This is a genomic window from Streptomyces sp. LaBMicrA B280 (genome assembly GCF_049222185.1).
GTDB classification, from domain to species: domain Bacteria; phylum Actinomycetota; class Actinomycetes; order Streptomycetales; family Streptomycetaceae; genus Streptomyces; species Streptomyces murinus.
Genome location: NZ_JBMJCT010000009.1, coordinates 14,297 through 40,156 on the forward strand (window position 1 = coordinate 14,297; position 25,860 = coordinate 40,156).

The window sequence follows — 25,860 nt, forward strand, 5'->3', positions numbered from 1 at the left end:
CGGGATGAGCCCCGGGACGAGCCCCGGGACGAGCCCCGGCACGAACCGGTCGGTCGCCCTAGGCCGTCTCCAGGGCCACCTCGGTCGCCTTGATCAGGGCGACCACGTCGGAGCCCACGAACAGACCCAGCTGGACGGCCGCGTCCCGGGTGATGGCGGCGGTCACCTCGCCGCCCGGGACGGAGATCCGCACGGTCGCCATGACGGCACCGGTGGTCAGGCCGACCACCGTGCCGGGCAGTTGGTTGCGGATCGACAGGCCCTCGATCTGAGCCGTGGCGACGGAGACCTCGGTCGACTTCACCAGGGCGCGCACCGGTGTGCCGGGGGCGAGGGCCAGGTCCTCGGCGGCCGCCAGGGTGATGGCCGCGGTGAGGTTCTGGCCGCCCTTCAGCCGGACCTCGACGGTGGCCATGGCCTCGCCCGGGTGGACCGCGGTGACGCTGCCGGGGAGCTGGTTGCGGATGCTCAGGGTCATGGGCACCCACCGTAGAGCGCCCGTCGGCTCAGGCGGGGTATGCGTGGGTCTGGGTCGCTTTGACTGTCGCCCAGACCGGTGCACCGGGCTGGAGCTCCAGGTCGGCGGCGGCCAGTGTGGTGAGGTCGGCGGCGAGCCGGAGCTCACCGGCGAGGTCGGCGCGGATCTGGTCGCCGTGCGTCTCCAGACCGGCCACCTCGCAGCGCCACAGATTACGCGCGCTGGCCCCGGTGGGCCGGTCCCGGAAGAGGGTCACGGCCGAGGGCGGGAAGGCCACGAAGGCCGGTCCCGACAGCTCCTCGGTGGTGGCGATCGAGGGCCCGGCGTCCAGTCGTACCGTGTGGCCCGCGGCCTCGCCCCGGTAGAGGTTCAGGCCGACGAGCTGAGCGATGTAGTCCGTGCGCGGGCGGCGGGCGATGTCGGCGGGGGCGCCCTCCTGGACGATCCGGCCGTGCTCCACCACCACCAGGCGGTCCGCGAGCACCATGGCGTCCAGCGGATCGTGCGTGACCAGTACCGCGACCGCCTCGAACTCGGCCAGATGGCGCCGGAGTTGGGCGCGGACCTCCAGCCGGGTACGGGCGTCGAGGGCGGCCAGCGGCTCGTCCAGGAGGAGCAGCCGGGGCCGGGTGGCCAGGGCGCGGGCGAGGGCCACGCGCTGGGCCTGGCCGCCGGAGAGCCGGCGCGGCTTCGCGTCCGCGTGCTCGGCGAGCCCCATGCGCTCCAGCCAGGCCGCGGCCAGCGCACGGGCCTCCGCCTTGCCTTGGCCCTGGCAGCGCGGCCCGAACGCCACGTTGTCCAGCGCGGACAGATGCGGGAAGAGGAGGTAGTCCTGGAAGACGACGCCGACCGGGCGGGACTCCGGCGGCACCCGCTCCAACGGGACGCCGTCGAGCCGGAGATGGCCTCCGCCGAGCGGCACCAGACCGGCGAGGGCGCGCAGCGCGGTGGTCTTGCCCGCGCCGTTGGGGCCCAGCAGCGCGACCACGTCACCGGGCGCCGCCGCCAGGGCCACGTCCAGCCGGAAGCCGCCCCGGTCCACGACGAGCCGGGCGTCGAGCCCCTGCCGGTCCGCCCGCTCCGGGGCCTGGGCGTCGGGACCCTGGGCGTCGGGGTCCGGGGCGTCGGTCATGCGTGCGGGTTCCTTCGGCCTCGGCTGCTCGGTGGGTGTCGTACGCCGTCCTCCCGCCATCTCACACCCCCGTCAGCCAGCGGTCGCGCAGTCCCGCCAGTACCGCGATGGAGACGGCCAGCAGGACCAGGCTCAGCGAGATCGCGGCCTCGGGGTCGTTCTGGAGGGCGAGGTAGACCGCGAGCGGCATGGTCTGGGTGCGGCCGGGGAAGTTGCCCGCGAAGGTGATCGTCGCGCCGAACTCGCCGAGCGCCCGCGCCCAGGCCAGTACGGCGCCCGCCGCGACGCCGGGCGCGATCAGCGGCAGCGTGACCCGGCGGAACGCGGTGAAGCGGGAGGCGCCGAGCGTGGTGGCCGCCTCCTCGAAACGGGGGTCGGCGGCGCGCAGGGTGCCCTCCACGCTGATCACCAGGAACGGCATCGCGACGAACGCCTCCGCGAGCACCACCGCGGTGGTGGTGAACGGCAGGGTGATCCCGAACCAGGCGTCGAGCCACTTGCCGATGACGCCGTTACGGCCCAGCGCGAGCAGCAGGGCCACACCGCCGACGACCGGCGGCAGCACCAGCGGCAGGGTCACCAGGGCGCGCACCAGACCGCGCCCGGGGAAGTCGGTGCGGGCCAGCAGCCAGGCCAGCGGCACGCCGAGGACGAGGCTGACGGCGGTGGCCAGGGTGGCGCTGACCAGCGACAGCTGGAGCGCCTGCCACACCTCGGTGCTGGTCAGCTGGTCCGGCAGGCTCCGCCAGGGGGCGCGGACGAGCAGCGCGAGCAGGGGCAGCAGGAGGAAGGCGAGGGCGAGGATGCCGGGCAGCAGGAGGGGCAGCGGGACACCGAGGCGCCCGGCCGCGCGGATGCGGCCGGGCGTCGTACCCCCGCCCCTGCCCGTACCGGTGGTGCGGCTGCCCGTGCCGACACGGCGGCGGGGGGGGGGGGGGGGGGGGGGGGGGGGGGGGGGGGGGGGGGGGGGGGGGGGGGGGGGGGGGGGGGGGGGGGGGGGGGGGGGGGGGGGGGGGGGGGGGGGGGGGGGGGGGGGGGGGGGGGGGGCGCCGCGGCCGGTCCGTGAGGGGACCGGTCGCGGCGCCGGGCTCATCGGGTGAGGTCACGGCTTGAGGAACCCGGCCTCGCCCAGCACCTTCTGGCCCTCGGCGGAGCGCACGAGCGCGATGAACGCCTTCGCGGTCTCCGCGTTCCTGGCGTTCTTCAGCAGGGCGATCGGGTAGTCGTTGACGGCCTTGGCGGACTCGGGGAACTCCACGCCCTCCACCTTGTCACCCGCGGCGTGCACATCGGTCTTGTACACCACCGCCGCGTCGGCCTCCTTCAACTCGACCTTGTTCAGGGCGCTCTTGACGTCCTGCTCGTAGGAGACCGGGGTGAGCTTGAGGTGGCTGGCGTCCAGCGCCTTCTGGGCGGCGGCGCCGCAGGGCACGGTCTTGTCGCACAGGACGACCTTCAGACCGGGCTTGGTGAGGTCCTTCAGGGAGGCGACCTTGCCGGGGTTGCCGGGCAGGGTGGCGATCTCCAGCTGGTTGCGTACGAAGGTCACCGGGGCGCCCGCCGCGTCCTTGGCATTCGTCACGGTGGCCATGGTCTTGGGGCTGGCGGCGGCGAAGACATCGGCCGGGGCGCCGCCGGTGATGCTCGCGGCGAGGGTGTCGCTGCCGCCGAAGCTGAAGGTGACCTTGGTGCCCGGGTGCTGCTGCTCGAACTCCTTGCCGAGGGCGGTGAAGCTCTCCTGGAGCGAGGCGGCGGCGAACACGGTGACCGTGCCGGACAGCTTGGGGGAGGCGGAACCCGACGAGTCCGACGCCGTGTTCGAGGACCCGGAGGACGACGAGCAGGCGCTGAGGGTCAACAGGGCGGCGGCTCCCGCGCCGGCCAGCTCGAGCATTCGCCGGGTCCGGCGCACGGAAGGGGTCATCACGGTTCTGCTCCTCGTGTTGTGCGGAAGACTGTCGCGCCCTGGCACGGTTGTACGAACCTGCCGTGCCGCGATGATACTGCCGCATCTGCCAGCTGTAAGTCCCTTGTCGCATCGCATGAGCTGGGATCTTGCGTGGTGTGGCTGGCATGTGCGTTTGTACGGTGCTCCGCCGCGGGTACCGTCCTGCCGGAGGTGGTCGCAGGTGACACTCGCCCGACTCGCCCTGAGCGGAGATCTCGTACGTCCTTCCCGGCTGACCGTGCCGGACCTGCTGCGCTGGCCACAGCACCGGGTGGCCGTCAGCTTCGAGTGCGCGACCAGCGGCATGCAGCACCACCGGTTCACGGGGCCGCGGCTGTACGACGTCCTCGCCGACGCCGGACCCGGCTTCGACCCGGCGCGCCGCAAGGACCGGCTGCGCTTCCTGATCGCCGTCACCGGCACCGACGGGCATCACGCGCTGCTGTCCTGGGCCGAGATCGACCCGGACTTCGCCGACGCGGCCGTCCTGCTGGGCGTGACCATCGACGACACCCCCCTGGACACGACCGGCCCCCAACTGGTCCTGCCCCAGGACCGCTGCGGAGCCCGGCACATCAGCGGAATCACAGCGATCCGCGTGGACGGAAGCTACCGGTGCGCACCGGTGGAGGTAGCAGCGATCCCCTGAACCGCGGGCCGGCCCGGGCGGGGAGAGGCCGAACACCGGGCGGGTCCGGACGAGGGGCGGGCCGGTCCTGGATGAGGGGAGAGCCCGGGTGAGGGGAGGGTCCGGACGTGGCGCGGGCCGGGCGCGGGGGCCTTGAGGTGGGGCGGCGCGGGGGCGGGGGCGAGGCGGGTCGGGGAGAGCCGGATGTGGATCGGCGCCGAGTCGGTGGTGACCCGGATGTAGAGCGGCCCGGATTCGGGGCTTGGACGTGGGTCCCCGAGGTGACGTGGCGCGGCTTGGGATGGAGCAGGTGGCCATCGTGACGTGGGGTGGGGGTGGCTTGGAGGTGGGGTGGCGCGGGTGTCGGGGTGAGTTGGATGCCGGTCGGCTCCGGCTTTGGGGGCTTGGGCGTGGGGCCCTCGATGCGAGGTCGCGTGAGCTGGCGTGGGGTCGGTGTGCCGCAGTCCGGCGGTGGGTCTGCGCGGGGTGTCAGGCGGACGCCGCGACCTGGGGCGGGGTCGACTTGGAGGTGGGTCGCCGCGGGTTTCGGGGTGACCCGGATGCGGGTCGGCGCCGGATTCGAGGGCTCGGACGGCGGGCCCCGGATGCGACGTGGCCCGGCCTGGCACGGGGCCGGTGTGACGCGACTCGGGCCCGGTGGCCTGGCCGCTGTGGGGTGGCTCGGAGTTCGGACGGGACCGCGCCGGGGCGGTCCGAGCTTATGGAGCCTGTCCGGGCCGATGGAGTCGTCCGAGCCCGACCAGGCCATCCGAGCTGACGGAGCCGTCCGAGCGCGCCCGAGCCGCCCGGGTCGATGGAGCTGCCCGAGCCTGGCGGAGCCGCCCGAGCGATCCGAGCTGCCGGAGCCATCCGACCCCCGGCCGACCCTGTCCGGGCCGATGGAGTCGTCCGAGCCCGACCAGGCCATCCGAGCTGACGGAGCCGTCCGAGCGCGCCCGAGCCGTCCGGGTCGATGGAGCTGCCCGAGCCTGGCGGAGCCGCCCGAGCGATCCCGACTGACGGAGCCGTCCGAGCCCGGCCGACCCCGTCCGAGCCTGATCAAGCCGTCCGGGCCGATGAAGCTGTCCGAGCCCGGCGGAGTCGTCCGAGTCCGACCAAGCCGTCCGAGCCCGTCCGAGTCCGATCAAGCAAGCCATGCGAACCGACTGTGCCCGTCCGAGCCCGTCTGAATCCGACCTAGCAAGCCATCCGAACCGACCGCGCCCGTCCGAGCCCGTCCGAGTCCGATCAAGCAAGCCACCCGGGCCGCCCGCGTCCGCCCAACCCGGTGGACCCGACGGGCCCGCCCCCGTCCCCAACCGGGTCACCGCGGCAGACGGTCAGACGCGGTCGATATGGACATTCGTCGACTTGACCCGGGCCGTCGCCTCCACTCCGACCTCCAGGCCGAGTTCCTCCACCGCCTCGCGGGTCAGCAGGGAGACCAGCCGGTGTGGGCCCGCCTGGATCTCGACCTGGGCGGCGACGTCGCCGAGTTTGATGGCGGTGACGATGCCGGGGAAGGCGTTGCGCACCGAGGTGTAGGAGGTCTCCTCCTCGCCGCTGCCGCCCTTGGCCAGTTCGACGGAGAACGCGGCCAGGTCCCGGCCGTCGATCAGCCGCCGCCCCGCCTCGTCGCGATGCGTGGCCACCCGGCCCGCGTCGGCCCAGCGGCGGGCGGTGTCCGGGCTGACGCCGAGCAGCCGCGCCGCCTGGCCGATCGTGTAGGACTGCATGCGGAGAACGATAGGGCGCTGCTCAGCCCGTGTGCACACGCGGCCTGCGGTCCCGGTCGGGCTCCGCCTCGCGCAGCACCTCCCGGGTGACCGGCGCGACCTCGCCCTGCCCGAACAGGAAGAACCGCAGGAAGTTGGCGAACGGACTGCCCTCGGTCCACTCGAAGTAGATGTGCGGGGTGCAGCCGGTGACATCGCGGACATGGAGCAGCAGCGCCGCCAGGGCGTTCGGGATGGACGCCGACTCCAGCGTCAGTACCCGGTAGCGCTCGTGCAGGACCTCGCCGCGCACGGTCAGGCCCGCCTCGAACTCCGACGGGTCGGTGACCGTGACCTCGACGAAGACGAAGTCCTCCTGCTCCGGCATGTCGTTGTCGGCGCGGATCTGCTCGATCTTGTCGCGGTACTCGGCCTTGTCCCGGTGACCCGGCTCGTTCGCGATGAACCGCATCTTGCGGCTGGCCATGTCCCTGATGAAACGTTCCGCCAGCGGATCGAGCGTCACACTGGTCACGCGCAGCTCGAAGGCGCGGGCCAGCCGGGACAGCAGCGAGACCAGGATGATGCCGACGATGAAGCAGGCACCGATCTTCACACCGTCCGGACGCTCGATGACGTTGACGACCGTCGTGTACAGGAACACCACCGAGATCACGGCGAAGCCGATGGTCCAGCGGCGCTGTCCCGCCTTGCGCGCCGCGATGGTCACCGCGATCGCCGCGGAGCTGATCAGCACCAGCACACCGGTGGCGTAGGCGCCGCCCTGCTTGTCCACGTTGGCGTCGAAGATCCAGGTCACCAGGAACGCGACCAGCGTGAAGACGATGACCATCGGACGCACCGCGCGCGCCCAGTGCGGGGCCATGCCGTACCGGGGCAGATAGCGCGGCATCAGATTGAGCAGGCCCGCCATGGCGGACGCGCCGGCGAACCACAGGATGGCGATGGTCGAGACGTCGTAGACCGTGCCGAAGGCGCCGCCGAGGTACTGGTGCGCGAGATAGGCGAGGGCACGCCCGTTGGCCGGGCCGCCCGGCTTGAAGTCCTTCTCCGGGATCAGCAGGGTGGTGATGAAGCTACTGGTGATCAGGAAGCAGCTCATGATGACGGCGGCGGTCGTCAGCAGCTTCTTGGCGTCCCGGATCCGGCCGGTGGGGTGCTCCTCGGTGTCGCCCGGGTCGCCCTTGACGTGCGGCATGACGGCGACGCCGGTCTCGAATCCGGACAGACCGAGGGCGAGTTTCGGGAAGACGATCAGGGCCACGCCGATCATCACGAAGATGTTCCCGTGTTGCACGGTCAGCGCGTTGGTCCAGTCCGTGACCACGTGCTCGGCGGTGATGACGTGGTACAGGCCGACGGCCACGACGACCAGGTTGAGCGCGAGATAGACACCCACCAGCGCGAACGCGACGCCGATCGCCTCCAGGAAGCCCTTGAGGAACACCGCGCCGAGCAGCGCCACCAGCAGCAGCGTGATCAGCATCTGCTTGCCCTGGAGGGCGCTCGTCAGATGTGGGTTCTCCACCAGGTGGGTGGAGGCGTCGGCCGCGGACAGGGTGATGGTGATCAGGAAGTCGGTGGCCGCGAACCCGAGGAGGGTCAGCACGAACAGCTTGCCCTTCCAGAAGGACAGCAGCCGCTCCAGCATGGCGATGGAGCCCTCGCCGTGCGGGCTCTCCTCGGCCACCCGCCGGTAGACCGGCAGCGCGCCCGCGAGGGTGACGAGCACCAGCACGATGGTCGCGATGGGGGAGACCAGACCGGCCGCGAGCGCCGCGATGCCCGGCTGATAGCCGAGGGTGGAGAAGTAGTCGACACCCGTCAGGCACATGACCCGCCACCAGCGCTGCCCCTGGTGCGGGGGCTCGGGCTGGGCATGCGGTCCGGTGTGGCCACCGCTCTTGCCCATGTCGGACAGGCCCTCCAGCATCCAGGCGCGCAGGCGACCGGTACTGGGAGGGTGTTCGGTCGTGGCCATCGGTGTGCTCCTGATGTGGGGCTCAGCTCTTTTCGGCCATCACACGGACGGCGGCACCAGCGTATGCAGAGCGTGACGCCTGGGCCTCCGGATCAGGGGCGGGGAGGCATCAATCTTGCGTTAAGAATGGCGCGGTGCCATCAGGGCCGCATCAAGAAGCTGAGGCAGGAGCGGATCACCAGGAGCTGAGCCGAACGAGTGGCGCGGGGCACCCCCGGGAAATCAGTGGCCACCGAGTGTCATCGCGGGCGGGCGCCGTCCGGTCACGATCACTCCAGTCCGGAGGCCCGGAAGACCGCCAGGGCCGTCTCGCGGTCCAGTCGGCGGGCGAGCCCGTCGAGGGCGGTGGTGCCGCAGCGCAGGGTGCCGCCGGCCAGCGAGTGGCGGGCGCCGTCGTCGAGCCGGTGCCACAGGGCGGGGTTGCGCACCAGCACCTCCGGGTCGATCTCCACCCGGTTTCCCAGCAGGTCGCGCAGCACCAGCCGCTGGTTGACGCCCTCCAGCGGGCGGACCGCGACCAGCAGATCGGTGTGGACCCGGCGGGTGCGCAGCAGCCGCCTGCTGGCCAGCCAGCCGTCACCGGCCGACACCTTGGCCGGATACAGGACGAGGAGCAGGAGCAGGGCCAGGGCGGACCACAGCAGGCCCCGCCACCAGGTGAGGGAGCCGGCCGCGCCGTCGATGCACAGCAGCAGCGCGAGCAGGGCGGCGGCGCAGCGTACGGCGGTGCGCACCTCGCCGGTCCACTCGTGGTCGTACACGACGGTGGCGGCGGTGGACGGTGGCTGCGGGCTCGTCACCCGGGCCCGTGTGTCGTCGCTGTGCTCCATGACCTCGACGTTAGACAGTCGCGGGCGGAACGGCACAATGCCTTGACGGCGCCCTGATGGGCGGGGCCGGATTCTTGACGGGTCCGCTACGGCCGCGCGCGCCATCCGGCGGTTGCCCCGGCGGGGCCGGTTCACGGGGCCGCTCGCGCGGGCCGGGCGCTCACAGGCCCCGGGTGTCCATGGGCAGATGCCAGGCGTTGCGCCGGTGGACCGTGAGCAGCTGGGACTCCAGCGGGGACGGCGGTACGGCGAGCACCGGGCAGCCGGCGTGGGCGAGGCAGTGCCGGCGGACCCGGCCACCGAAGGCGCGCTGCAGGCCCCGTCGGCCCGCGCCCACGACCAGCAGATCGTCCTCGCGGTCCGCGATCGCCACCAGCGCCCGGCCGGGGGTGCCGCGGACAACGAGGGCGTGGATCGGCACCCCGGGCCCCCGGTCGCCGAAGATCTCCTCCAACACCGCGATCAGCCGGCCCCCGGCGAGCCGCTGCCACTCGTCGTCGGGCACGGCCGCGGCGGCCGAGCGGCGGGTGGCCGGATCGCCGCCCGGCGGCTCCCAGACCAGCACCGGCCACAGCTCCGCCCCCAGGCGGCGGGCGAGCGCCCCGGCCCGCCGCAGCGCCGTGACGCTGCCCAGGGAGCCGCTCACCCCGACCACCACACGTCCGACCGCCGAGGCGTCGTAACCGGACATGACTCACCGTTCCTCACCGGTGTCCCGCGTCGTCTCCCTCCATCCCACCCCCGCGGCGGGGATACGACCAGCCGGGGGTACGAAGGACCGGGGGACAGGACCAGCCGGGGGTGCGAAGGACCGGGGGACAGGACCGGCCGGTACACGTCGGGGCCGGTCGCGCACCGGGTGGGTGCGGCCGGCCCCTCGGGTCCTCGCCGTCCTCGCGGCGCCGCCCCGGTCAGGCGGCGGTCATCACCTCGTCCGCGCCGAGCGGGCGGTGCGGGGCGATGACGCGACCGTCGGGCAGCAGCTCACCGGTGTCCTCGAAGAACAGGACGCCGTTGCACAGCAGGCTCCATCCCTGTTCCGGGTGGTGCGCCACGAGACGGGCGGACTCCCGGTCGGCGGACTCGGCTGGCGGGCACGGTGGCTGGTGCTGGCACATGAATGGGATCTCTCGCTCTGTGGTGGTCATGGCGTCCCCCGTCATGCAGTCGTTCGGCACCCAGTCTTGCCCCACGGGCGTCGTTCCGCAGGGATTTCGAGGCACCGCTTCCCACAGGTTGAGGACGCGTCACCCGGGCGGACGGTTCAGCCCAACTACCCTGTCAATTCGGGTGGTTCGCCGTGGCCGAGGTGGACTAGTCCGTTCGGGGACCGGCCGGACCGATGCTCCGTCCGGGCCCCGAGGCGGACCGCCGATCCGTCCGGCGTCCCGGGTCAGGCCGCCGGCGAGCCGAGCAGCGGGAGCCGGGTGGCCCGCAGGGTCAGCACCGGGAGCAGATCGGCGACCGGATGCGGCCGGTACGCCGCGATGCCGGGCGGTGCCGGGGCGAGCGGGACCAGCAGATCGGTGGCGGCCGGATGCCCTTCGGCGCCGTCGGCCGCGGTGTCGCCGTGCAGCCACAGGGTGAGCATGTAGAGGCCGGGAACCGACAACAGCCTTGGCTGGTACGGGTGTTGGAGTGACTCCGCCTGCTTCAGAGCCAGCTCGGTCGAGGCGACGTAGGGGCCCTCGAAGAAGTGCGAGAAGGCCCAGCCGTCCGGGGTGAGCATGGTCTCCGCCGCGGCCACCGCCCGGTCGCCGCAGCGGATCAGGAAGCGCCAGCCCGCCAGCCGGGTGGCGGACAGACCCTGCGGTGTGATCCGGTCCAACACATGGACGGGCAGCGGGAGTTCGGGTGTCGCTGGGCCCTGCGCGGCGCGCAGGGAGGGGGTGCGGGCCTCACGGACCGCGGTCGGCGAGCCCAGGGCGGTGAGGACGGAGCGCAGGGCGGGCGCGGGGGCAGGGGCAACGTGAAGCGGCATGGTGGGTCGCCTCTCATGTGACAGGCGCGGGGCGCGAGGAAGGTGGGGCCGGACGGCGCTGTCTGCTCACGGAAGGCCGGAGAGGTGGGGGCCGGTCGGTGAAGAACGAGGGTGCGGCGCGCTCCGTCGCCCGTCAACCGGAGCGGCAGGAATGCGGCAGGACCAGGACCGAGGGCGCCACCCTCCCGCCTTGTGGACGAAGTTTATACGACGTGTGTTCAGGCGGAGTTTCATCTATCCGATTGCGACAGGCGCGGCAAGGCAGGAATAGGCCGCCGATTCGCGGAAATCATCCCGGTTTACAGGCGGTCACGCGACGTTGACCTCGCCCTACACTCCGCTCGCGGACGGCCGAAAGTCATCGGCGTTTTTCACGAGGCGTTCGGGGCACCCGAAGGTGCGCTCGCGACATGCCCCGTGAATGTGCCGCAGGGAACATGACGACAGCGTAGCGGGCGTCCGGGTGGCGCGGGACGTTATCGATCGCTTTCACTGGGCATTACTCCACCTGACCCGGGAGCCCCGGCGGCCGGAACGCCGGCCCGCCCATCCAAGGAGGGACACTTCGATGGGGGAGAAGGTCGTGGCAGGGCAGTTCGACCTGTCCGATCGCCAGCGCTATCGCGAAAAGCTCCAGAAGTGCTTGACGGGGCTGGAGCGGCTGCTGGTCGAGAAGCGATTCGACCGCCCCAGGAACCTCATGGGCGTCGAGATCGAATTGAATCTCGCCGGTCCTGACGGCATGCCGAAAATGTTGAACGGCCAAGTGCTCGAACGTATCGCGAGCCGTGACTTCCAAACGGAACTCGCGATGTTCAATCTGGAGGTGAACATAGCCCCGCACCGGCTCGGCGGCCGCGTCTTCGACCGCCTCGCCGAGGAGTTGCGGACCTCGCTCGCCTATGCCGACCGCAAGGCCGGTGAGGTCGACGCGGGCATCGTGATGACCGGCATCCTGCCCACGCTCGGCCGGGACGACCTGGTCTCCTCCAACCTCTCCGAGGTCGACCGCTACACCCTGCTCAACGACCAGATCGTGGCCGCGCGCGGGGAGGACTTCCGGCTCGACATCGAGGGCGTGGAGCATCTGGTCTGCACCGCCAAGTCCATCGTCCCGGAGGCCGCCTGCACCTCCGTGCAGCTGCACCTCCAGGTGACGCCCGGACGGTTCGCGGACGTGTGGAACGCGGCGCAGGCGGCGAGCGCGGCGCAGATCGCCGTGGGCGCGAACTCGCCGTTCCTGTTCGGCCGCGAGCTGTGGCGAGAGTCGCGGCCGCCCTTGTTCCTCCAGTCCACCGACACCCGGCCGCCCGAACTCCAGGCGCAGGGCGTACGGCCGCGCACCTGGTTCGGCGAACGGTGGGTGTCCTCGGCGTACGAGCTGTTCGAGGAGAACCTGCGCTACTTCCCGGCCCTGCTGCCGATCTGCGACGACGAGGAGCCGCTGGAGGTGCTCGCCGCCGGCGGCACCCCGAAACTCGCCGAAATGGTGCTGCACAACGGCACGATCTACCGCTGGAACCGGCCGGTGTACGGCATCGCCGACGGCGTACCGCATCTGCGGGTGGAGAACCGGGTGCTGCCGGCCGGTCCGACCATCACCGATGTGATCGCCAACGCGGCGTTCTACTACGGCCTGGTGCGCGCCCTCGCGGAGGAGTCCCGGCCGGTGTGGACCCGGCTGCCGTTCGCCGCCGCGGAGGCCAACTTCGACGCGGCGTGCCGCTACGGCATCGACGCCCGCTTCGTCTGGCCCCGGCGCGGCCGGTACGGCGGCACGGGCGAGGTCGACGCCGTCACCCTGGTCCGCGACGAACTGCTCCCGCTGGCCTCGGCGGGGCTGGACGCGTGGGGCGTGGAGGCGGCCGACCGCGATCTCTACCTCGGCGTCATCGAGGAGCGCTGCCGGCGCCGGGTCAACGGCGCCTCCTGGCAGGCCGCGACCTTCCACCGCGCCCTGGAGGGAGGACTGTCCCGCGAGGCCGCGCTGGCCGCGACGACACGGCGGTACGCCGAGCTGATGCATGTGGGGGAGCCGGTGCACATGTGGCCGGTGGGACTGCCGGAGCCGGTGCCGATGGGATGAGCGGCGGGTTCATGGCGGGCGCGTAGGGAGCGGTGGTGCCGCGCGCCGGGCTCGGTGGCCCGGTGCGCGGTTCTCCCAGGTGCTTCTGCGATCCTTGCGGGCAATGAGCAAGGCGGCTCGTGAGGTGTGGGAGGCAGGGGTGACGGTGGCGGCCGGGGTGGGGGACGGGCTGGAGCAGCGGACGCGGCGGATCCTGCGCGACGAGACGATCCTCGTGCTCGCGCTGTCGCTGGGCGCGAGCGGGGTCTCGGCGCTGATCAGTTTCATCGGCTCGGTGACCAAGCCGGGCGGTCTGAAGGACCAGGCCGCCACCCTCAACGCCTCGGCCGCGCCGGGCCGCCCCTGGCTCGACCTCGCCTGGCAGCTGTTCGGCATCGCCACCGCGCTGGTCCCCGTCGCCCTGGTTGCCCACTTCCTGCTCCGCGAGGGCGGGAGCCTGCGCACCCTCGGCTTCGACCGCACCCGGCCCTGGCCCGACCTCGGCCGGGGCGCGGCGATCGCGGCGGTGATCGGCAGCACCGGGATCGCCTTCTACCTGGCCGCGCGGGGCCTCGGCTTCAACCTCACCGTCGTACCCGAGGCGCTGCCCGGGGTGTGGTGGAAGTACCCGGTGCTGATCCTGTCCGCGGTGCAGAACGCGGTCCTCGAAGAGGTCATCGTCGTCGGCTATCTGCTGCGCAGGCTGGGCCAGTTGGGCTGGGCGCCGGGGACCGCACTGGTGGCCAGTGCGGTCCTGCGCGGCTCGTACCACCTCTACCAGGGCGTCGGCGGCTTCCTCGGCAACATGGTGATGGGCGTGGTGTTCGTCTGGCTCTACCGCCGCTGGGGCCGGGTCGGGCCGCTGGTCGTCGCCCATTCGCTGCTCGACATCGGCGCGTTCGTCGGTTACGCGCTCCTCGCGGGCAAGGTGGGCTGGCTGCCGACGGCCTGAGGGGGGCGTCCGGTCACGCGTCCGGGCCGGTGTGCAGCTCGCCCTCGACGACGGTGACCGCGCGGCCGGTGAGCAGGGTGCGCTCGCCGCGCAGTCCGGTGCGCACCAGGCCGGTGCGGGCGGACGCCTGGAGACCGGTGAGGTCGGCGCGGCCGAGGCGGGCGGACCAGTGCGGGGCGAGCGCGGTGTGGGCGCTGCCGGTGGCCGGGTCCTCGTCGATGCCGACGTTCGGGAAGAAGCAGCGGGAGAGGTAGTCGTAGCCCCCCGCCGGGTCGTCGGCGCGGGCGGTGGCGATGACGCCGCGCGCCGAGTAGGCGGCGAGCGCCTTGTGGTCCGGGGCGAGCCCGTGGACGGTCTTCTCGTCCGCCAGCTCCACCAGCAGGTCCCCGACGTTCGCCCCGGTGTCGAAGGCGGCGACCGGCTCCGCGCCCAGCGCCTCGGCGACGCCGTCCGGCACGGCGACGGGGGTGAGCGGCGCGGTCGGGAAGTCGAGGGTGATCGCGCCGTCCTCGGCGGGCGTGGCGACGAGCACCCCGCTGCGGGTGGCGAACCGTACGGGGCCCTGGTGCGCGCCGGTCGTGCGCAGCACATGCGCCGTGGCCAGCGTGGCGTGCCCGCACATCGCCACCTCGGTGACGGGCGTGAACCAGCGCAGCGCCCAGTCGGCGTCGCCGCCCGGGGGCAGCCGGTGGGCGAACGCCGTCTCGGCGTGATTGACCTCCATGGCGACGTCCTGCATCCAGTCGTCGCCCGGGAAGCCGTCGTCGTCCAGGAGCAGCACACCGGCGGGGTTGCCCGCGAAGGGCCGGTCGGTGAAAGCGTCCACGATGTGAATCCGCATCCCCCGAAGCTAGCGGCTCCGGGGGCCCCTGGAACAAGGCCAATTCGGGAGTGCTGGCCCCCTTCACGACCCCGGTGGCCACCGGGGTGCGAGCGGCGGGGCGGGCGTGGCGCGGTCAGTCGCCGATGGCCGCCTTGTAGCCGGCGGCGTCGAGGAGCTTGTCCAGCTCGGACTTGTTCGACGGCTTGAGCTTGAAGATCCAGGACTCGTACGGCTCCTCGTTGAGGAGCTCCGGGGTCTCGGCCAGTTCCTCGTTCACCGCGATCACCTCGCCGCCGATCGGCGCGTAGATGTCCGACGCGGCCTTCACCGACTCGACGACACCGGCGGCGTCACCCGCCGCGAAGACCTTGCCGACCTGCGGCAGCTCCACGAACACCATATCGCCGAGCGTATGTTGGGCGTGATCGCTGAGCCCGGCCGTCACCGTGCCGTCCGCCTCCAGCCGAGCCCATTCGTGCGACTCGGCGTACCGCAGGTCAGCGGGGATGTTTGGCATATTCACTCCCTAGAGGGGGCCTTTTGTCCGGCGGACTCAGCATGCCCGATGCGCGGAAGGTTCGAGCGCATTGGCCCGGTCCCAGGTGACCTGATTCCGGGTCATGTCCGTGCCGGGTCAGGGCTGACGGCGTGCGAAGAGGACCGCGCCGGGCACGCTCTCGTCGGGATCGATCAGCAGATGGGCCTCGACGGTGAACCCGGCATCGCGCAGCCAGGCCGCCACCTGGTCGGGCCTGCGGCGGTGAACGTGGACGTTCATCGGGTGGCCGCCGTAGCCCTGTGTCTTCAGCCTCGACCCGGCGCCGACGTGAAAGCCGAGCAGCAGCGGTCCGCCGGGACGCACCACGCGGCGGAAGTGGCCGAAGACCGTGGGCACCGCTTCGTCGGGGACGTGGATCAACGACCAGAAGGCGAGCAGGCCGACGACCGAGGCGTCGGCGAGGTCGAGGTCGGTCATCGAGCCCACCTCGAACCGCAGGCGGGGGTGGTCACGCCGAGCCACGTCGATCATCGCGGCGGAGAGGTCGATGCCGAACGCGTCCACACCCAGCTCGTGCAGATGAGCGGTGATGTGTCCGGGCCCGCAGCCCACGTCCGCCACCGGCCCACCGCCGGTGGCGTGCACCAGGTCGGCGAACAGCGCCAGAGCCGCCCGAAGATACGGCGCCCCGGCCAGGGCCCCGCGTAGCTGACCGCGACCGTGTGACCCCCACGTCGTCGAGCGTTCGCGGCCCACCTCGGAAAGGGGCTTGGCAGGTGAAGGGTTCCGATATATCGTTGAAGCATCGCGAACGATACGCGATGCAGACGCAATAGATCAGCGATGGAATGGAGTGACCACCATGCGTGGACATGGATTCGAGCGGCACGAGCGGCACGAGGGTCGTGGCCGGCGCGGCGGGGACATGGGCGGGTTCGAGGCGCGGCGGGCCGCGTTCGGGCCGTTCGGGCCCGGTGGGCCGGGAGGTCCTGGCGGGCCGGGGTTCGGGCCCGGTGGACCGGGGTTCGGGCCCTGGGGGCACCGGGGGCGGGGTGGGCCCAGGGGGCGGGCGCGGCGCGGTGACGTGCGGGCGTCGATCCTGGCTCTGCTGAAGGAACGGCCCATGCACGGCTACGAGATGATCCAGGAGATCGCCGAACGCAGCGGCGGCGCCTGGAAGCCCAGCCCCGGCTCGGTCTACCCCACCCTCCAGATGCTGGAGGACGAGGGTCTGATCGTCAGCGAGAGCGAGGGCGGCAAGAAGCTGTTCTCCCTCACCGACAGCGGTCGCGGTGTCGCCGAGGAGGGTCCGCAGGCGCCCTGGGAGGAGGCCTCGCGCGGGGTCGACTGGGAGGCGCTGGGCGAGATCCGGCAGGCCGGCATGGGGCTGATGGAAGCCTTCGGGCAGGTCTGGAAGACCGGCACCAAGGAACAGCGCGAGAAGGCGCTGGCCGTCGTCAACGAGGCCCGCAAGAAGCTGTACCTCATCCTCGCCGACGAGGGCTGAGCCGTCGTGACCGGGTGCCCCGCGGAGCGATTCCGCGGGGCACCTTCCGCGTCCCCGCCCGGCTCAGCCGACCAGCCCCTCCAGCTTGCGCAGCGACTCGGTCAGGGCCGTCGTCGCCGAGTCCTTGAGCCGGGCCGCCATCAGTGACACCGCGGCACCGGTGAACTCGCCGTCGATGCGCAGCGTCGTGGCGTCTCCGTCCGGGGTGAGCGTGTAGCGGGTGGCGACGGTGACCGCCATCGGGCCCTTGCCGCGGATCGCGAACACCCGGGCCGGGTCCAGCTCCTCGATGGTCCAGTCGACCTCGGCCGGGAACCCCATCAGCTTCATGTTCTCCCGGAACGTGCCCCCGACGGTGAGCGATTGCGGGCCCCCGGAGGGGAAGCCGGTGTGGGTGGCGTTCCACTGCCCGTACGACGACCAGTCGGTGAGCTGCGCCCACACCTTGTCGGCCGGCGCCTCGATGCGTGCCTCCGCGCTGACTTCGGCCATACGACCACCCCTTCGGTTCGGGCGAATCCGGCTACGGTGCCGCGGAACGTAGCGGCAGGGCCGCGAACATTCAATACTGATGAACCGTCAGAGCGCGGAGGGTGCGGCCGCCGTCAGCCGAGGTGCCGGATCACCGCTATGTCGAACAGGTCCCACGCGCGCGGCAGGGCGCTCTCGTCATGGCAGTGCCACGCCTGCCAGAACAGGTCGGCGAGCAGCGCGTCCCGGGGCGCGTAGACCCGGTACACGTACTCCTTGCCGTCGATCGCCGGCAGTGCGACGAGCCAGCACCCGCCCCTGCCCTCCATGTCCTGAGTGACGTACGACGGCGTACGGCGGTTGCCCGGGCGGTAGTGTGCAAACCGGCGCGCGCCCCTCGGGGCGGATCGGCCGAAATCTCCTCCCCAGGGATGAGATCGCCGACGGTGATGTCCACTCTGCGTGGGACGCCCAAATGGTTCCGCTCGGGGATGACTCGGCCTGTTGTGGCTGATGGGGTGGGGTTGTGCAATCCCGTACCGCCCGTCCGACCGCCCCCGACTCCCCGGGGGCGCATCCGCACCAGGACGCCGCGGGGCTCGGCGTCGAGCTCGCGACGGTGGTCGCCGGTGCCCGCCGCCGGGCCGTGCGGGACGGCGACCGGCAGGTCGACACCGCCCATCTGCTGCACTCGCTCCTCGAACAGGACCCCGAGGTGCGCTCCGTCGTCGGTGGCCCGCCCCAACTCGCCCGGCTCCTCGGCTATCTGGTGCAGCGCAGCATCGGCTACGGCCTGCGCTGGCAGGGCAGCGTGGAGGACTCGGGCGCGATCGCCGTCGTACCCCGTCCCGCCACGGGCGACGCGGGCGACTGGTCCCCGGCGGCGGCCGACGCGCTGCACCAGGCCCGGGAGCGGGCGCGGCGGCGTGGCGGGTCCGCGGCCGACGCGCCCGATCTGTTCGCCGCGCTCGTCGCCGACCCGGACTCCCGGGCCGTCGAGGTGCTCGGGCGCGCGGGGATCGACGCGCGCGAGCTGTCCGACCGGATCGCCGCGCTGATTGCCGACCGGAGCGCCGAGCGCGGCGCCGTCCGGAGCGAGGCCGGGCCCGCAGGGTTCGGGGCGGCCACACCTGGAGGGGACGGGGAGTTCGCGCGGGACGCGGTCTGCTGAGACCGCGTCGGACCCGGACGGATCCCCTCCCGGCGTCCATCTCCTGAGACAGGTGTCAACGAGGATGACGCTCCTGTCGTCGCCTGTCATCATGTGCCGGTGCGTACCTCTGAGAGCAGTGAAAGCGGCGGCAGAGGCGTCGGGCTGGGTCTCGCGCTCGTCTCCGCGCTGGCCTTCGGCGGGTCCGGAGTGGCCGCCAAACCGCTGATCGAATCGGGCCTCGACCCACTGCATGTGGTGTGGCTGCGGGTCACCGGCGCCGCCCTGGTCATGCTGCCGCTCGCCTGGCGCCATCGCGCCCTGCCGCGCCGCCGTCCCGCGCTGCTCCTCGGGTTCGGACTGTTCGCCGTCGCCGGTGTCCAGGCCTGCTACTTCGCCGCCCTCTCCCGGATACCCGTCGGCGTGGCGCTGCTCGTCGAGTACTTGGCGCCCGCGCTGGTGCTCGGCTGGGTGCGGTTCGTGCAGCGGCGGCCCGTCACCCGCGCCGCCGCGCTCGGTGTCGTCCTCGCGGCCGGGGGGCTCGCCTGTGTGGTGGAGGTCTGGTCGGGGCTGAGCTTCGACGCGCTGGGCCTGGCGTTCGCGCTCGCCGCCGCCTGCTGCCAGGTCGGCTACTTCATCCTGTCCGACCAGGGCGGCGACGCGGGACCGGAGGCGCCGGACCCGCTGGGCGTCATCGCCTACGGCCTGATCGTGGGCGCCCTCGTGCTCACCGCCGTCGCCCGCCCCTGGGAGATCCACTGGGCCGCGCTCACCGGCTCGGCGCGGATGAACGGCACCGCCGTACCCGCCCTCGCCCTCCTCGTCTGGATCGTGCTCGTCGCCACGGTGGTCGCCTATGTCACCGGTGTGCTGTCGGTACGACGGCTGTCCCCGCAGGTCGCCGGGGTCGTGGCCTGTCTTGAGGCGGTGATCGCGACGGTGCTTGCCTGGGTGCTGCTCGGCGAGCATCTGTCCGCGCCGCAGGTCCTCGGCGGCGTCATCGTCCTGGTCGGCGCGTTCATCGCCCAGTCCGCCGCGCCCGCCAGGGGATCCCTGGAACCGGTGGCCGCGGGCGGCCCGGAAAGGGCGTTGTCCGGGGAGTGCACCTCCGCCTAAAGTGCTGGTCATGCCGTCCACGCTCGTACTTCCGCCGCCCGCCGCCTGAGGCGGGCCCCCGGGACACCCGCCCGGCGCGATCAGCGCCGGGCCGGACGGTGCTGCCCGCAGACGAAGTCCGCGCGACCCGATCGATCGGGCCGCCCCCGAACTTCCGCGCCTCTTGGGCGCGTTCCTGCGGAGAAACTTCCTTGTCGAACCCGAACTCGAACCCGAACTCGAACATCAACGCGAATCCGAACGCGAACCCGAACACTTCCATCGGCCTGCCCGTAGGGCGCGGTCTGCTCTATCTGATCGTCACCGGTGCCGCCTGGGGCACCGCAGGGGCCGCCGCCTCGCTGGTCTACCGGACCAGCGACATGGGCGCCTTCGGCCTCTCCTTCTGGCGCTGCGCGCTGGGTCTCCTGCTGCTGCTCGCCGGTCGCGGTCTGCGCCCGCGGGCCCGGCGGGGCGCGGCCGAACCGACGGCGCGCCGGGTGCTGAAGGCCCTCGCCACCGGGCTCGGCCTCGCGGTGTTCCAGACCGCCTACTTCGCGGCCGTGGCGGCCACCGGGCTCGCCGTGGCCACCGTCGTCACCCTCGGCGCGGGCCCCGTGCTCATCGCGCTCGGCGCCCGGCTGCTGCTCGGCGAACGGCTCGGCGCGGGCGGCGTCCTGTCCGTCGCCGGGGCCCTCGCCGGACTCGCCGTGCTGACCTTCGGGGACTCGGCCGCGGCCGTCCGCCCCGCGGGTGTGCTGCTCGCGCTGCTGTCGGCCGCGGGCTACGGCGCCATGACCCTGCTGACCCGCTGGTGGGGCCGGGACGGCGGCGCCGACGCGGCCGAGACCACCGTATGGGCCTTCGCGGTGACCACCCTGTGCCTGCTGCCGTTCGCGCTGCACGAGGGGCTGCTCCCGCACACCGGCCACCCGGCGCGGCTGCTGTGGCTCCTGTGCTACATCGCCGCCGTGCCCACGGCGCTCGCGTACGCCCTGTACTTCGCGGGCGCGGCCGTCGTACGGTCCGCCACCGTCTCCGTGATCATGCTGCTCGAACCGGTGACCGCGGCCGTGCTCGCCGTGCTGCTGCTCGGTGAGCGGCTCACGGCCACCACCGTGGCCGGAACCCTGCTGATGCTCACGGCGGTCGCGGGCCTGACCGTGAGCGAGACCGCGCTACGCGGGGGCGGCCGCCCGGCGGGGTCCGGTGACGACCCGGCCGCGCCGAAGGCGAGTCACTCCCCGGTGAGGTAGTCCGGCAGCTCGATCCCGGACGCCAGGTCGGCGTTCGGGATCGGGGCGTCGTACCCCTTGCGGAGCGGGACGACGCCGGCCCAGTAGGGGAGGGCGAGGTCCTCGGGCTCGTCGTTGGCGCCGCCGGTGCGGATCTTGGCGGAGACCTCGTCCAGGTCCAGGCGGATCACCGCGGTGGCGGCCAGCTCCTTCTTGTTCGCGGGCCGGGAGTCGGCGGCGCGCCCCGCCACCACATGGTCCACCAGGGCGTCCAGAGCGCGGCGCCGCTCCTCGGGGTCGGTGACCTCGTGCGCGATGCCGTGCACCACCACCGAGCGGTAGTTCACCGAATGGTTGAAGGCGGAGCGGGCCAGCACCAGACCGTCCACGTGGGTCACGGTCAGGCACACCTCGAGGCCCGGGTCGGCGGCACCGGTCATCCGCAGCGGGCGCGAACCGGTCGAGCCATGGATGTAGAGCCGCTCGCCCACCCGGCCGTACAGCGTGGGCAGCACCACGGGGGCGCCGTCGCGGACGAAGCCCAGATGGCAGACGTACCCCTCGTCCAGTATCGCGTGCACCACCTCCTTGTCGTACGACGCCCGTTCGGCGTCGCGCGTGGGCATGGTGCGGTCGGTCGGGGTGTAGGCGATGGGCTGGGTCTCAGCGGTCGTGCCCGGCATGACGGTCCCTCCAAGGCGGGTCGACAGGCGACGCCGACAGGCGATCGCTTTTGTACTAGCGCATAATGGGTTTTGTGCTAGGAGAGTATCGGATCGAGGGCCGCGGCGCAGCCGAGATCGCGGCCGATGTCGAGCGCGCGGTGGGTACCGGGGAGCTGCGTCCGGGCCAACCGCTGCCGCCCATGCGGGAGTTGGCCGCGCGGCTGGGGGTGAATCCGAACACCGTCGCGGCCGCGTATCGCACGCTGCGCGAGCGCGGGGTGATCGAGACCGCCGGGCGGCGCGGCAGCCGGGTGCGGCCCAAGCCGGTCACCACCGGGCGCGATCAGCTGCGGGTGGAGGTGCCGCCGGGCGCCCGCGACCTGTCCACCGGCAACCCGGACCCGGAGCTGCTGCCCCGGCTCGCCCCGGCGCTCGCGGCCGCGGCCGAGGCGGGGGACCGGCGGGCCGTCCTCTACGGTGACGAGCCGGTCGACCCCGGTCTGCTCCGCGTCGCCCGCGCCGAACTCGACGCCGACGGCGTCCCCGCGGGGTCCCTCACCGTGACCTCGGGCTCCCTCGACGCCATCGAGCGGGTCCTCGCCGCCCACCTCAGGCCCGGTGACGCGGTCGCCGTCGAGGATCCCGGCTGGGGCAGCGCCCTGGATCTGATGCCGGCGCTGGGCCTGCGCACGGTCCCGGTGGGCGTGGACGACGACGGGCCGTCGCCCGAGGACCTGGCCCGCGCCCTGGCCGACGGGGCCCGCGCGGTGCTCGTCACCGCCCGCGCCCAGAACCCGACCGGCGCCGCCGTGACCGCCGACCGCGCGCGAGCCCTGCGCGCGGTGCTGCGGGCCCGTCCGAACACCCTGCTGATCGAGGACGACCACGGCCACGGCATCGTGGACCTGCCCCCGCACCCCCTCGCGGGCGCCACCCGGCACTGGGCCTTCGCGCGGTCCGCCGCCAAGACCTACGGCCCCGATCTGCGCCTCGCCGTCCTCGCGGGCGACCCGGTGACCGTCGACCGGGTCCGCGGCCGGCTGCGCCTCGGCCCCGGCTGGGTGAGCCTGCTGCTCCAGCGCGCGTTGGCCCATCTGTGGAGCGGGGGAGCGGTGGACCGTACGGCGGTGGCGGAGTCGTACCGCTCCCGGCGCGAGCCCCTGATCGACGCCCTGGCCGCCCGGGGCATCGAGGCCCGCGGCCGCACCGGCATGAACCTCTGGCTCCCGGTCCCCGACGAGACCACCGCCGTGGCCCGGCTGCTCCAGTCCGGCTGGGTCGTCGCCCCGGGCGCCCGCTTCCGCCTGGCCAGCCCCCCGGCCGTCCGGATCACGGTGTCCCCGCTGACCCCGGCGGACATCGAACCACTGGCGGCGGCGATCGAGGCGGCGGTACGGCCGTCGCCGTCACGGGTCTACGGGTAGCGGTAGGTCATCTCCGCATAGGTCGTCTCCGGCCCCTCAGGCGCTCTTCTTCCCCCGCACCTGCGTGAGCGCCGCCCCCGCGAGCACGATCGCCGCGCCCACCGGTGTGTTCCAGTGCAGCGACTCCCCGAGGATCGCGACGCCCGCCGCGGTCGCGATCACCGGGATGAAGTAGGTGACCATCTGCGCCGTCGTGGGCCCGACTTCGGCGACCAGGCCGTACTGGAGGAGCACCGCGAGTCCCGTCCCGAGCGCGCCCAGCGCGGCGACGGCCAGCAGCGGCACCAGGGCGAAGTGCTGCGGCATGCCCGTGAACAGCGGTGTCACGACGGCCAGTTGCACCATGGCCACCAGCAACTGCCCGCCGGTCATCGACAGATGCGAGTTGCCCGTGCCCGCCAGCGTCCGCCGGACGTAGATCCAGCCCACCGGGTAGCTCAGCGAGGCGAGCAGGGCCATCGCCGTGCCGGTGGCGTCCAGGCCGTGGAAGCCCTGCCAGGCGCCGAGCACCGTCAGCACCCCGAGGAAGCCGAGCCCCAGCCCCGCCACCCGGACCCGGGTGGGCCGGTCCTCGGAGAGCGCGACCACGGACAGCGCCATCCCCCACAGCGGCGAGGTCGCGTTGCAGATACCGGCCAGGGTGGACGGGATGGTCAGCTCGGAGTAGGCGAAGAGGGAGAACGGCAGGGCGTTCAGGAAGAACGCGGCGACCGCCATGTGCGCCCACAGCCGGCCCCCGCGCGGCAGCCGCTCCCGCTTGACGGCCATCGCCGCCACCAGCACCGCCGTGCCGAAGACCAGTCGGCCGAGGGTGACCTGGAACGGCGCGTACCCGCTCGTGCCCACCTTGATCAGCAGAAAGCTGAAGCCCCAGATCAGGGACAGGGCGCCGAAGCGCAGCCGCCAGTCGAGGCGGGGGCGGGAGTCTGACTGGTCCGGGGTGGTGGGGGACTGCGTCCGTGATGCGGTGACCGTGCTCATGACGACAACAATGCGGGACCAAACTTCGTAGCACAATCGAGAAATACCACCGGGTATCTCGTAGGATCGCTTATATGTTGAACCTGGAGCGCCTGCGCACCCTGGACGCCCTGGCCCGGCACGGCTCCGTCAGCGCCGCGGCCGACGCGCTGCATGTCACCACGTCCGCCGTCTCCCAGCAGCTGGGCAAGCTGGAGCGCGAGATCGACCAGCGGCTCCTCGCCAAGAACGGCCGGGGCGTACGGCTCACCGACGCCGGCCGGCTGCTCGCGGAGCACGCGGCACGCATCCTGTCGCAGGTGGAGCTGGCCGAGTCGGACCTGGAGGCGCATCGCGGGCAGGTCGTCGGCGAGCTGCGTCTCTCCGCGTTCCCCACCGCCGCCCGCGGCCTGTTCCCGGTGGCGCTGCGGGCGCTGCGCGCCGAGCACCCGGGGCTGCGGGTGCGCTCCAGCGAGCTGGAGCCGGAGCAGGGCATCGCCGCCGTGGTGCGCGGCGACCTCGATCTCGCGGTGGTCCTGGACTGGTACAACAAGCCGATGCCGGTGCCCGACGGACTGGTCAAGGCACCGCTCCTGGACGATCCGGCCGAGGTCGCCGTGCCCGCCGGACACCGGCTCGCCGACCGCGAGGAGGTGGACCTCGCCGAGTTCGCCGAGGACGAGTGGATCACCTGGGGCGAGGGCGAGTTCTGCCACGAGTGGCTGATGTTCACCCTGCGCTCCAAGGGCGTCGAGCCGATCGTCGGCCACCGCGCGGGCGAGACCCACACCCAACTCCAGCTGGTGTCAGCCGGGTTGGGGGTGTGCATCGCCCCGCTGCTGGGCCGCCACCCGGTGCCGGACGGCGTGGTCCTCGTGCCGCTCACCCAGCGGGTGCGCCGGCATGTCTACGTCATCTGGCGGGCCGACGCCGATCGCCGGCCCTCCATCCGCGCGGCGGTCGAGGCCCTGCGCGAGGCCGCGCGGAAGGTCGGCTGACCCGGGATCACGGGGCGCCGAGTTTGCGGAAGTCCCAGGAGACGATCCGCTCCGGCACCAGCCGTGCCCACGCGTGCCGGCCGTCGTGCGGCAACTCGTCCAGGCCGAAGTACTTGCGGGCGAACGCCCCTTCCACGGGGGCGAGTTCGGGGCAGGGCAGCCCGGTGCGGGGCGCCTCGCCGACGAACTCCGCCCGGCCCGCCAGCTCGGCCCCGCGCAACTCGCCGTACTCCTCGCCCGAGTCGACCACCACCGCCACCCGGGGATCGCGGCCGAGCTGGGTCCAACGGCGGCTGCGCACCAGCGAGTAGAGCCACAGCGCGCCGCCGTCCCAGAGGAACCAGAGCGCGCTGGCGTGCGGGGTGCCGTCGGCGGAGACGGTCGCGACCCGGCAGGTGCGCTGCCCGGCCAGGAACGCGTCCAGCTCGCCGGGCGACATCATGATCCTGCGGCCCCGGCGCTGCTCGGTGACGGACATGCGGCCTCCTCGTCGTCGTGTTCGTCGTGCTCGCCGTACCGGAAAACCCTTCCGGCGGCGATCCTCTGACATCACGTCAGGAAAGGGAACAGCCCGGCCGTCTTCGTCTTCCCTCTCCCGCGCGGGGCCGTTACCCTCACCGCCCCGGCTCCGGCGAAAGGCAGGCGATGGCGGCGTACGAGCGACTGGGCGACCTCCTCGATCCCGCGCACACCGCGCTGCTGACCGTGGAGTGCCAGCGGGGCGTGGTGGGACCGGACGCCGCGCTGCCCGAACTCGCCCGCGCGGCCCGCTCCTCGGGGGCCCTCGGCCAGGTCGCCCGGCTGGTCGCCGGCGCGCACCGGGCCGGTGTCCAGGTGATCCACGCGATCGCCGAGCGCCGTCCGGACGGCCGGGGCGCGAGCCGCAACGCCCGGCTGTTCCGCGCCGCCGAACGGCTTCCCGTGCACCAGCTGTCCGGCAGTACGGCGGTGCGCGTCGCGCCGCCGATCGAGGTCGCCGAGGAGGATCTCGTCGTACGACGGCTGCACGGGCTGTCCCCGCTGCACGGGACCGGGGTCGACGCCCTGCTGCGCAACCTCGGCTGCCGCACCCTGATCGTCACCGGTGTCTCGGCCAACGTGGCGATCCCCAACGCGGTGTTCGACGCGGTCAACCTCGGCCACACCGCCGTCGTCCCGGCCGACGCCATCGCGGGGGTGCCCGCCGACTACACCGCCGCGATGATCCGCCACACCCTCGCCCTGGTCGCCACCGTCACGACCACCGACGAGGTGCTCGCCCGCCTCGGGCCCCCGCGCCGCGGCCGGCCCCAGTAACCTGGG

28 protein-coding genes are annotated in these 25,860 nt (G+C 72.9%); 10 read left to right on the plus strand and 18 right to left on the minus strand.

Annotated elements, in window-relative coordinates:
- Positions 1-58 precede the first annotated feature (58 nt).
- From ACLF5H_RS08700 to modA, 4 genes are all read right to left on the minus strand, one after another.
- Entirely contained in the window at positions 59-478 is a 420-nt protein-coding gene (locus ACLF5H_RS08700) for a TOBE domain-containing protein (RefSeq protein WP_421675476.1), read from the minus strand.
- Between the two features lie 28 nt (positions 479-506).
- Positions 507-1,610, minus strand: coding sequence for an ABC transporter ATP-binding protein (locus ACLF5H_RS08705; RefSeq protein WP_421675477.1), 1,104 nt, complete (start codon positions 1,608-1,610; stop codon positions 507-509).
- 61 nt (positions 1,611-1,671) lie between these two features.
- Positions 1,672-2,466 carry a molybdate ABC transporter permease subunit gene (gene modB / locus ACLF5H_RS08710; protein ID WP_421675617.1) on the minus strand — a complete coding sequence of 265 codons (795 nt, stop codon included), beginning with the start codon at positions 2,464-2,466 and terminating at the stop codon, positions 1,672-1,674.
- Between the two features lie 246 nt (positions 2,467-2,712).
- A complete protein-coding gene (gene modA, locus ACLF5H_RS08715) occupies positions 2,713-3,534 on the minus strand; it encodes a molybdate ABC transporter substrate-binding protein (RefSeq protein WP_421675478.1) in 822 nt (273 codons plus the stop codon).
- Positions 3,535-3,739: 205 nt separating this feature from the next.
- On the opposite strand from modA, the gene ACLF5H_RS08720 reads away from it, so the two are divergent.
- A complete protein-coding gene (locus tag ACLF5H_RS08720; protein ID WP_421675479.1) occupies positions 3,740-4,207 on the plus strand; it encodes a molybdopterin-dependent oxidoreductase in 468 nt (155 codons plus the stop codon).
- Positions 4,208-5,526: 1,319 nt separating this feature from the next.
- Here ACLF5H_RS08720 and ACLF5H_RS08725 read toward each other — a convergent pair.
- From ACLF5H_RS08725 to ACLF5H_RS08750, 6 genes are all read right to left on the minus strand, one after another.
- Positions 5,527-5,922 carry a TOBE domain-containing protein gene (locus ACLF5H_RS08725; RefSeq protein WP_085562649.1) on the minus strand — a complete coding sequence of 132 codons (396 nt, stop codon included), beginning with the start codon at positions 5,920-5,922 and terminating at the stop codon, positions 5,527-5,529.
- A 22-nt stretch (positions 5,923-5,944) separates the two neighbouring features.
- On the minus strand, positions 5,945-7,903 hold the full coding sequence (locus ACLF5H_RS08730; RefSeq protein ID WP_421675480.1) for an amino acid transporter: 1,959 nt from the start codon (positions 7,901-7,903) through the stop codon (positions 5,945-5,947).
- Between the two features lie 269 nt (positions 7,904-8,172).
- A complete protein-coding gene (locus tag ACLF5H_RS08735) occupies positions 8,173-8,733 on the minus strand; it encodes a hypothetical protein (protein ID WP_421675481.1) in 561 nt (186 codons plus the stop codon).
- Between the two features lie 160 nt (positions 8,734-8,893).
- Positions 8,894-9,424 (minus strand): universal stress protein, encoded by a 531-nt coding sequence (locus tag ACLF5H_RS08740; protein ID WP_421675482.1) that lies wholly within the window; start codon positions 9,422-9,424, stop codon positions 8,894-8,896.
- Positions 9,425-9,644: 220 nt separating this feature from the next.
- Complete coding sequence (locus ACLF5H_RS08745) at positions 9,645-9,851, minus strand: DUF5999 family protein (protein ID WP_085562653.1); 207 nt, start codon at positions 9,849-9,851, stop codon at positions 9,645-9,647.
- A gap of 275 nt (positions 9,852-10,126) precedes the next feature.
- Positions 10,127-10,714 (minus strand): hypothetical protein, encoded by a 588-nt coding sequence (locus ACLF5H_RS08750; protein WP_421675483.1) that lies wholly within the window; start codon positions 10,712-10,714, stop codon positions 10,127-10,129.
- Positions 10,715-11,282: 568 nt separating this feature from the next.
- Here ACLF5H_RS08750 and ACLF5H_RS08755 point away from each other — a divergent pair.
- Both ACLF5H_RS08755 and ACLF5H_RS08760 read left to right on the plus strand, forming a co-directional pair.
- Positions 11,283-12,800, plus strand: a complete 1,518-nt coding sequence (locus ACLF5H_RS08755) for a glutamate--cysteine ligase (RefSeq protein ID WP_421675484.1) — start codon at positions 11,283-11,285, stop codon at positions 12,798-12,800.
- Positions 12,801-12,903: 103 nt separating this feature from the next.
- The gene (locus ACLF5H_RS08760) at positions 12,904-13,731 is read left to right on the plus strand and encodes a CPBP family intramembrane glutamic endopeptidase (RefSeq protein WP_421675485.1); all 828 of its coding nucleotides are present in this window, start codon (positions 12,904-12,906) and stop codon (positions 13,729-13,731) included.
- Positions 13,732-13,744: 13 nt separating this feature from the next.
- Here the strand turns inward: ACLF5H_RS08760 and ACLF5H_RS08765 are convergent, their stop codons facing one another.
- From ACLF5H_RS08765 to ACLF5H_RS08775, 3 genes are all read right to left on the minus strand, one after another.
- Positions 13,745-14,572 (minus strand): PhzF family phenazine biosynthesis protein, encoded by an 828-nt coding sequence (locus ACLF5H_RS08765; RefSeq protein ID WP_421675486.1) that lies wholly within the window; start codon positions 14,570-14,572, stop codon positions 13,745-13,747.
- Positions 14,573-14,687: 115 nt separating this feature from the next.
- A complete protein-coding gene (gene gcvH, locus ACLF5H_RS08770; protein ID WP_421675487.1) occupies positions 14,688-15,071 on the minus strand; it encodes a glycine cleavage system protein GcvH in 384 nt (127 codons plus the stop codon).
- A 117-nt stretch (positions 15,072-15,188) separates the two neighbouring features.
- On the minus strand, positions 15,189-15,809 hold the full coding sequence (locus ACLF5H_RS08775; RefSeq protein WP_421675488.1) for a class I SAM-dependent methyltransferase: 621 nt from the start codon (positions 15,807-15,809) through the stop codon (positions 15,189-15,191).
- 106 nt (positions 15,810-15,915) lie between these two features.
- On the opposite strand from ACLF5H_RS08775, the gene ACLF5H_RS08780 reads away from it, so the two are divergent.
- Positions 15,916-16,560, plus strand: a complete 645-nt coding sequence (locus ACLF5H_RS08780) for a PadR family transcriptional regulator (protein WP_421675489.1) — start codon at positions 15,916-15,918, stop codon at positions 16,558-16,560.
- Between the two features lie 63 nt (positions 16,561-16,623).
- Here ACLF5H_RS08780 and ACLF5H_RS08785 read toward each other — a convergent pair whose 3' ends face one another.
- A complete protein-coding gene (locus ACLF5H_RS08785; protein ID WP_421675490.1) occupies positions 16,624-17,052 on the minus strand; it encodes a type II toxin-antitoxin system Rv0910 family toxin in 429 nt (142 codons plus the stop codon).
- A 113-nt stretch (positions 17,053-17,165) separates the two neighbouring features.
- A complete protein-coding gene (locus ACLF5H_RS08790) occupies positions 17,166-17,360 on the minus strand; it encodes a hypothetical protein (RefSeq protein ID WP_421675491.1) in 195 nt (64 codons plus the stop codon).
- A 197-nt stretch (positions 17,361-17,557) separates the two neighbouring features.
- Here ACLF5H_RS08790 and ACLF5H_RS08795 point away from each other — a divergent pair, with 197 nt between their 5' ends.
- The 3 genes from ACLF5H_RS08795 to ACLF5H_RS08805 all read left to right on the plus strand — a co-directional run bounded on the left by ACLF5H_RS08795 (position 17,558) and on the right by ACLF5H_RS08805 (position 20,532).
- Positions 17,558-18,202, plus strand: coding sequence for a Clp protease N-terminal domain-containing protein (locus ACLF5H_RS08795; protein WP_421675492.1), 645 nt, complete (start codon positions 17,558-17,560; stop codon positions 18,200-18,202).
- 93 nt (positions 18,203-18,295) lie between these two features.
- Positions 18,296-19,297, plus strand: a complete 1,002-nt coding sequence (locus ACLF5H_RS08800; protein WP_421675493.1) for an EamA family transporter — start codon at positions 18,296-18,298, stop codon at positions 19,295-19,297.
- Positions 19,298-19,521: 224 nt separating this feature from the next.
- Positions 19,522-20,532, plus strand: a complete 1,011-nt coding sequence (locus ACLF5H_RS08805) for a DMT family transporter (RefSeq protein WP_421675618.1) — start codon at positions 19,522-19,524, stop codon at positions 20,530-20,532.
- Here ACLF5H_RS08805 and ACLF5H_RS08810 read toward each other — a convergent pair.
- Entirely contained in the window at positions 20,514-21,194 is a 681-nt protein-coding gene (locus ACLF5H_RS08810) for a pyridoxamine 5'-phosphate oxidase family protein (protein WP_421675494.1), read from the minus strand. The two genes, ACLF5H_RS08805 and ACLF5H_RS08810, sit on opposite strands and share 19 nt — an antisense overlap.
- Positions 21,195-21,268: 74 nt before the next feature.
- On the opposite strand from ACLF5H_RS08810, the gene ACLF5H_RS08815 reads away from it, so the two are divergent.
- Positions 21,269-22,600, plus strand: a complete 1,332-nt coding sequence (locus ACLF5H_RS08815; RefSeq protein ID WP_421675495.1) for an aminotransferase class I/II-fold pyridoxal phosphate-dependent enzyme — start codon at positions 21,269-21,271, stop codon at positions 22,598-22,600.
- Between the two features lie 36 nt (positions 22,601-22,636).
- Here ACLF5H_RS08815 and ACLF5H_RS08820 read toward each other — a convergent pair whose 3' ends face one another.
- Positions 22,637-23,581, minus strand: coding sequence for a DMT family transporter (locus ACLF5H_RS08820; protein WP_421675496.1), 945 nt, complete (start codon positions 23,579-23,581; stop codon positions 22,637-22,639).
- A 74-nt stretch (positions 23,582-23,655) separates the two neighbouring features.
- Between ACLF5H_RS08820 and ACLF5H_RS08825 the strand changes: the two genes are divergently transcribed.
- Positions 23,656-24,558: a LysR family transcriptional regulator gene (locus tag ACLF5H_RS08825; RefSeq protein WP_421675497.1), complete on the plus strand. Its 903-nt coding sequence runs from the start codon at positions 23,656-23,658 to the stop codon at positions 24,556-24,558.
- 7 nt (positions 24,559-24,565) lie between these two features.
- Here the strand turns inward: ACLF5H_RS08825 and ACLF5H_RS08830 are convergent, their stop codons facing one another.
- Positions 24,566-25,036, minus strand: coding sequence for a pyridoxamine 5'-phosphate oxidase family protein (locus ACLF5H_RS08830; protein ID WP_421675498.1), 471 nt, complete (start codon positions 25,034-25,036; stop codon positions 24,566-24,568).
- A gap of 167 nt (positions 25,037-25,203) precedes the next feature.
- Between ACLF5H_RS08830 and ACLF5H_RS08835 the strand changes: the two genes are divergently transcribed.
- Positions 25,204-25,854, plus strand: a complete 651-nt coding sequence (locus ACLF5H_RS08835; protein ID WP_421675499.1) for a cysteine hydrolase — start codon at positions 25,204-25,206, stop codon at positions 25,852-25,854.
- Positions 25,855-25,860: the final 6 nt, after the last annotated feature.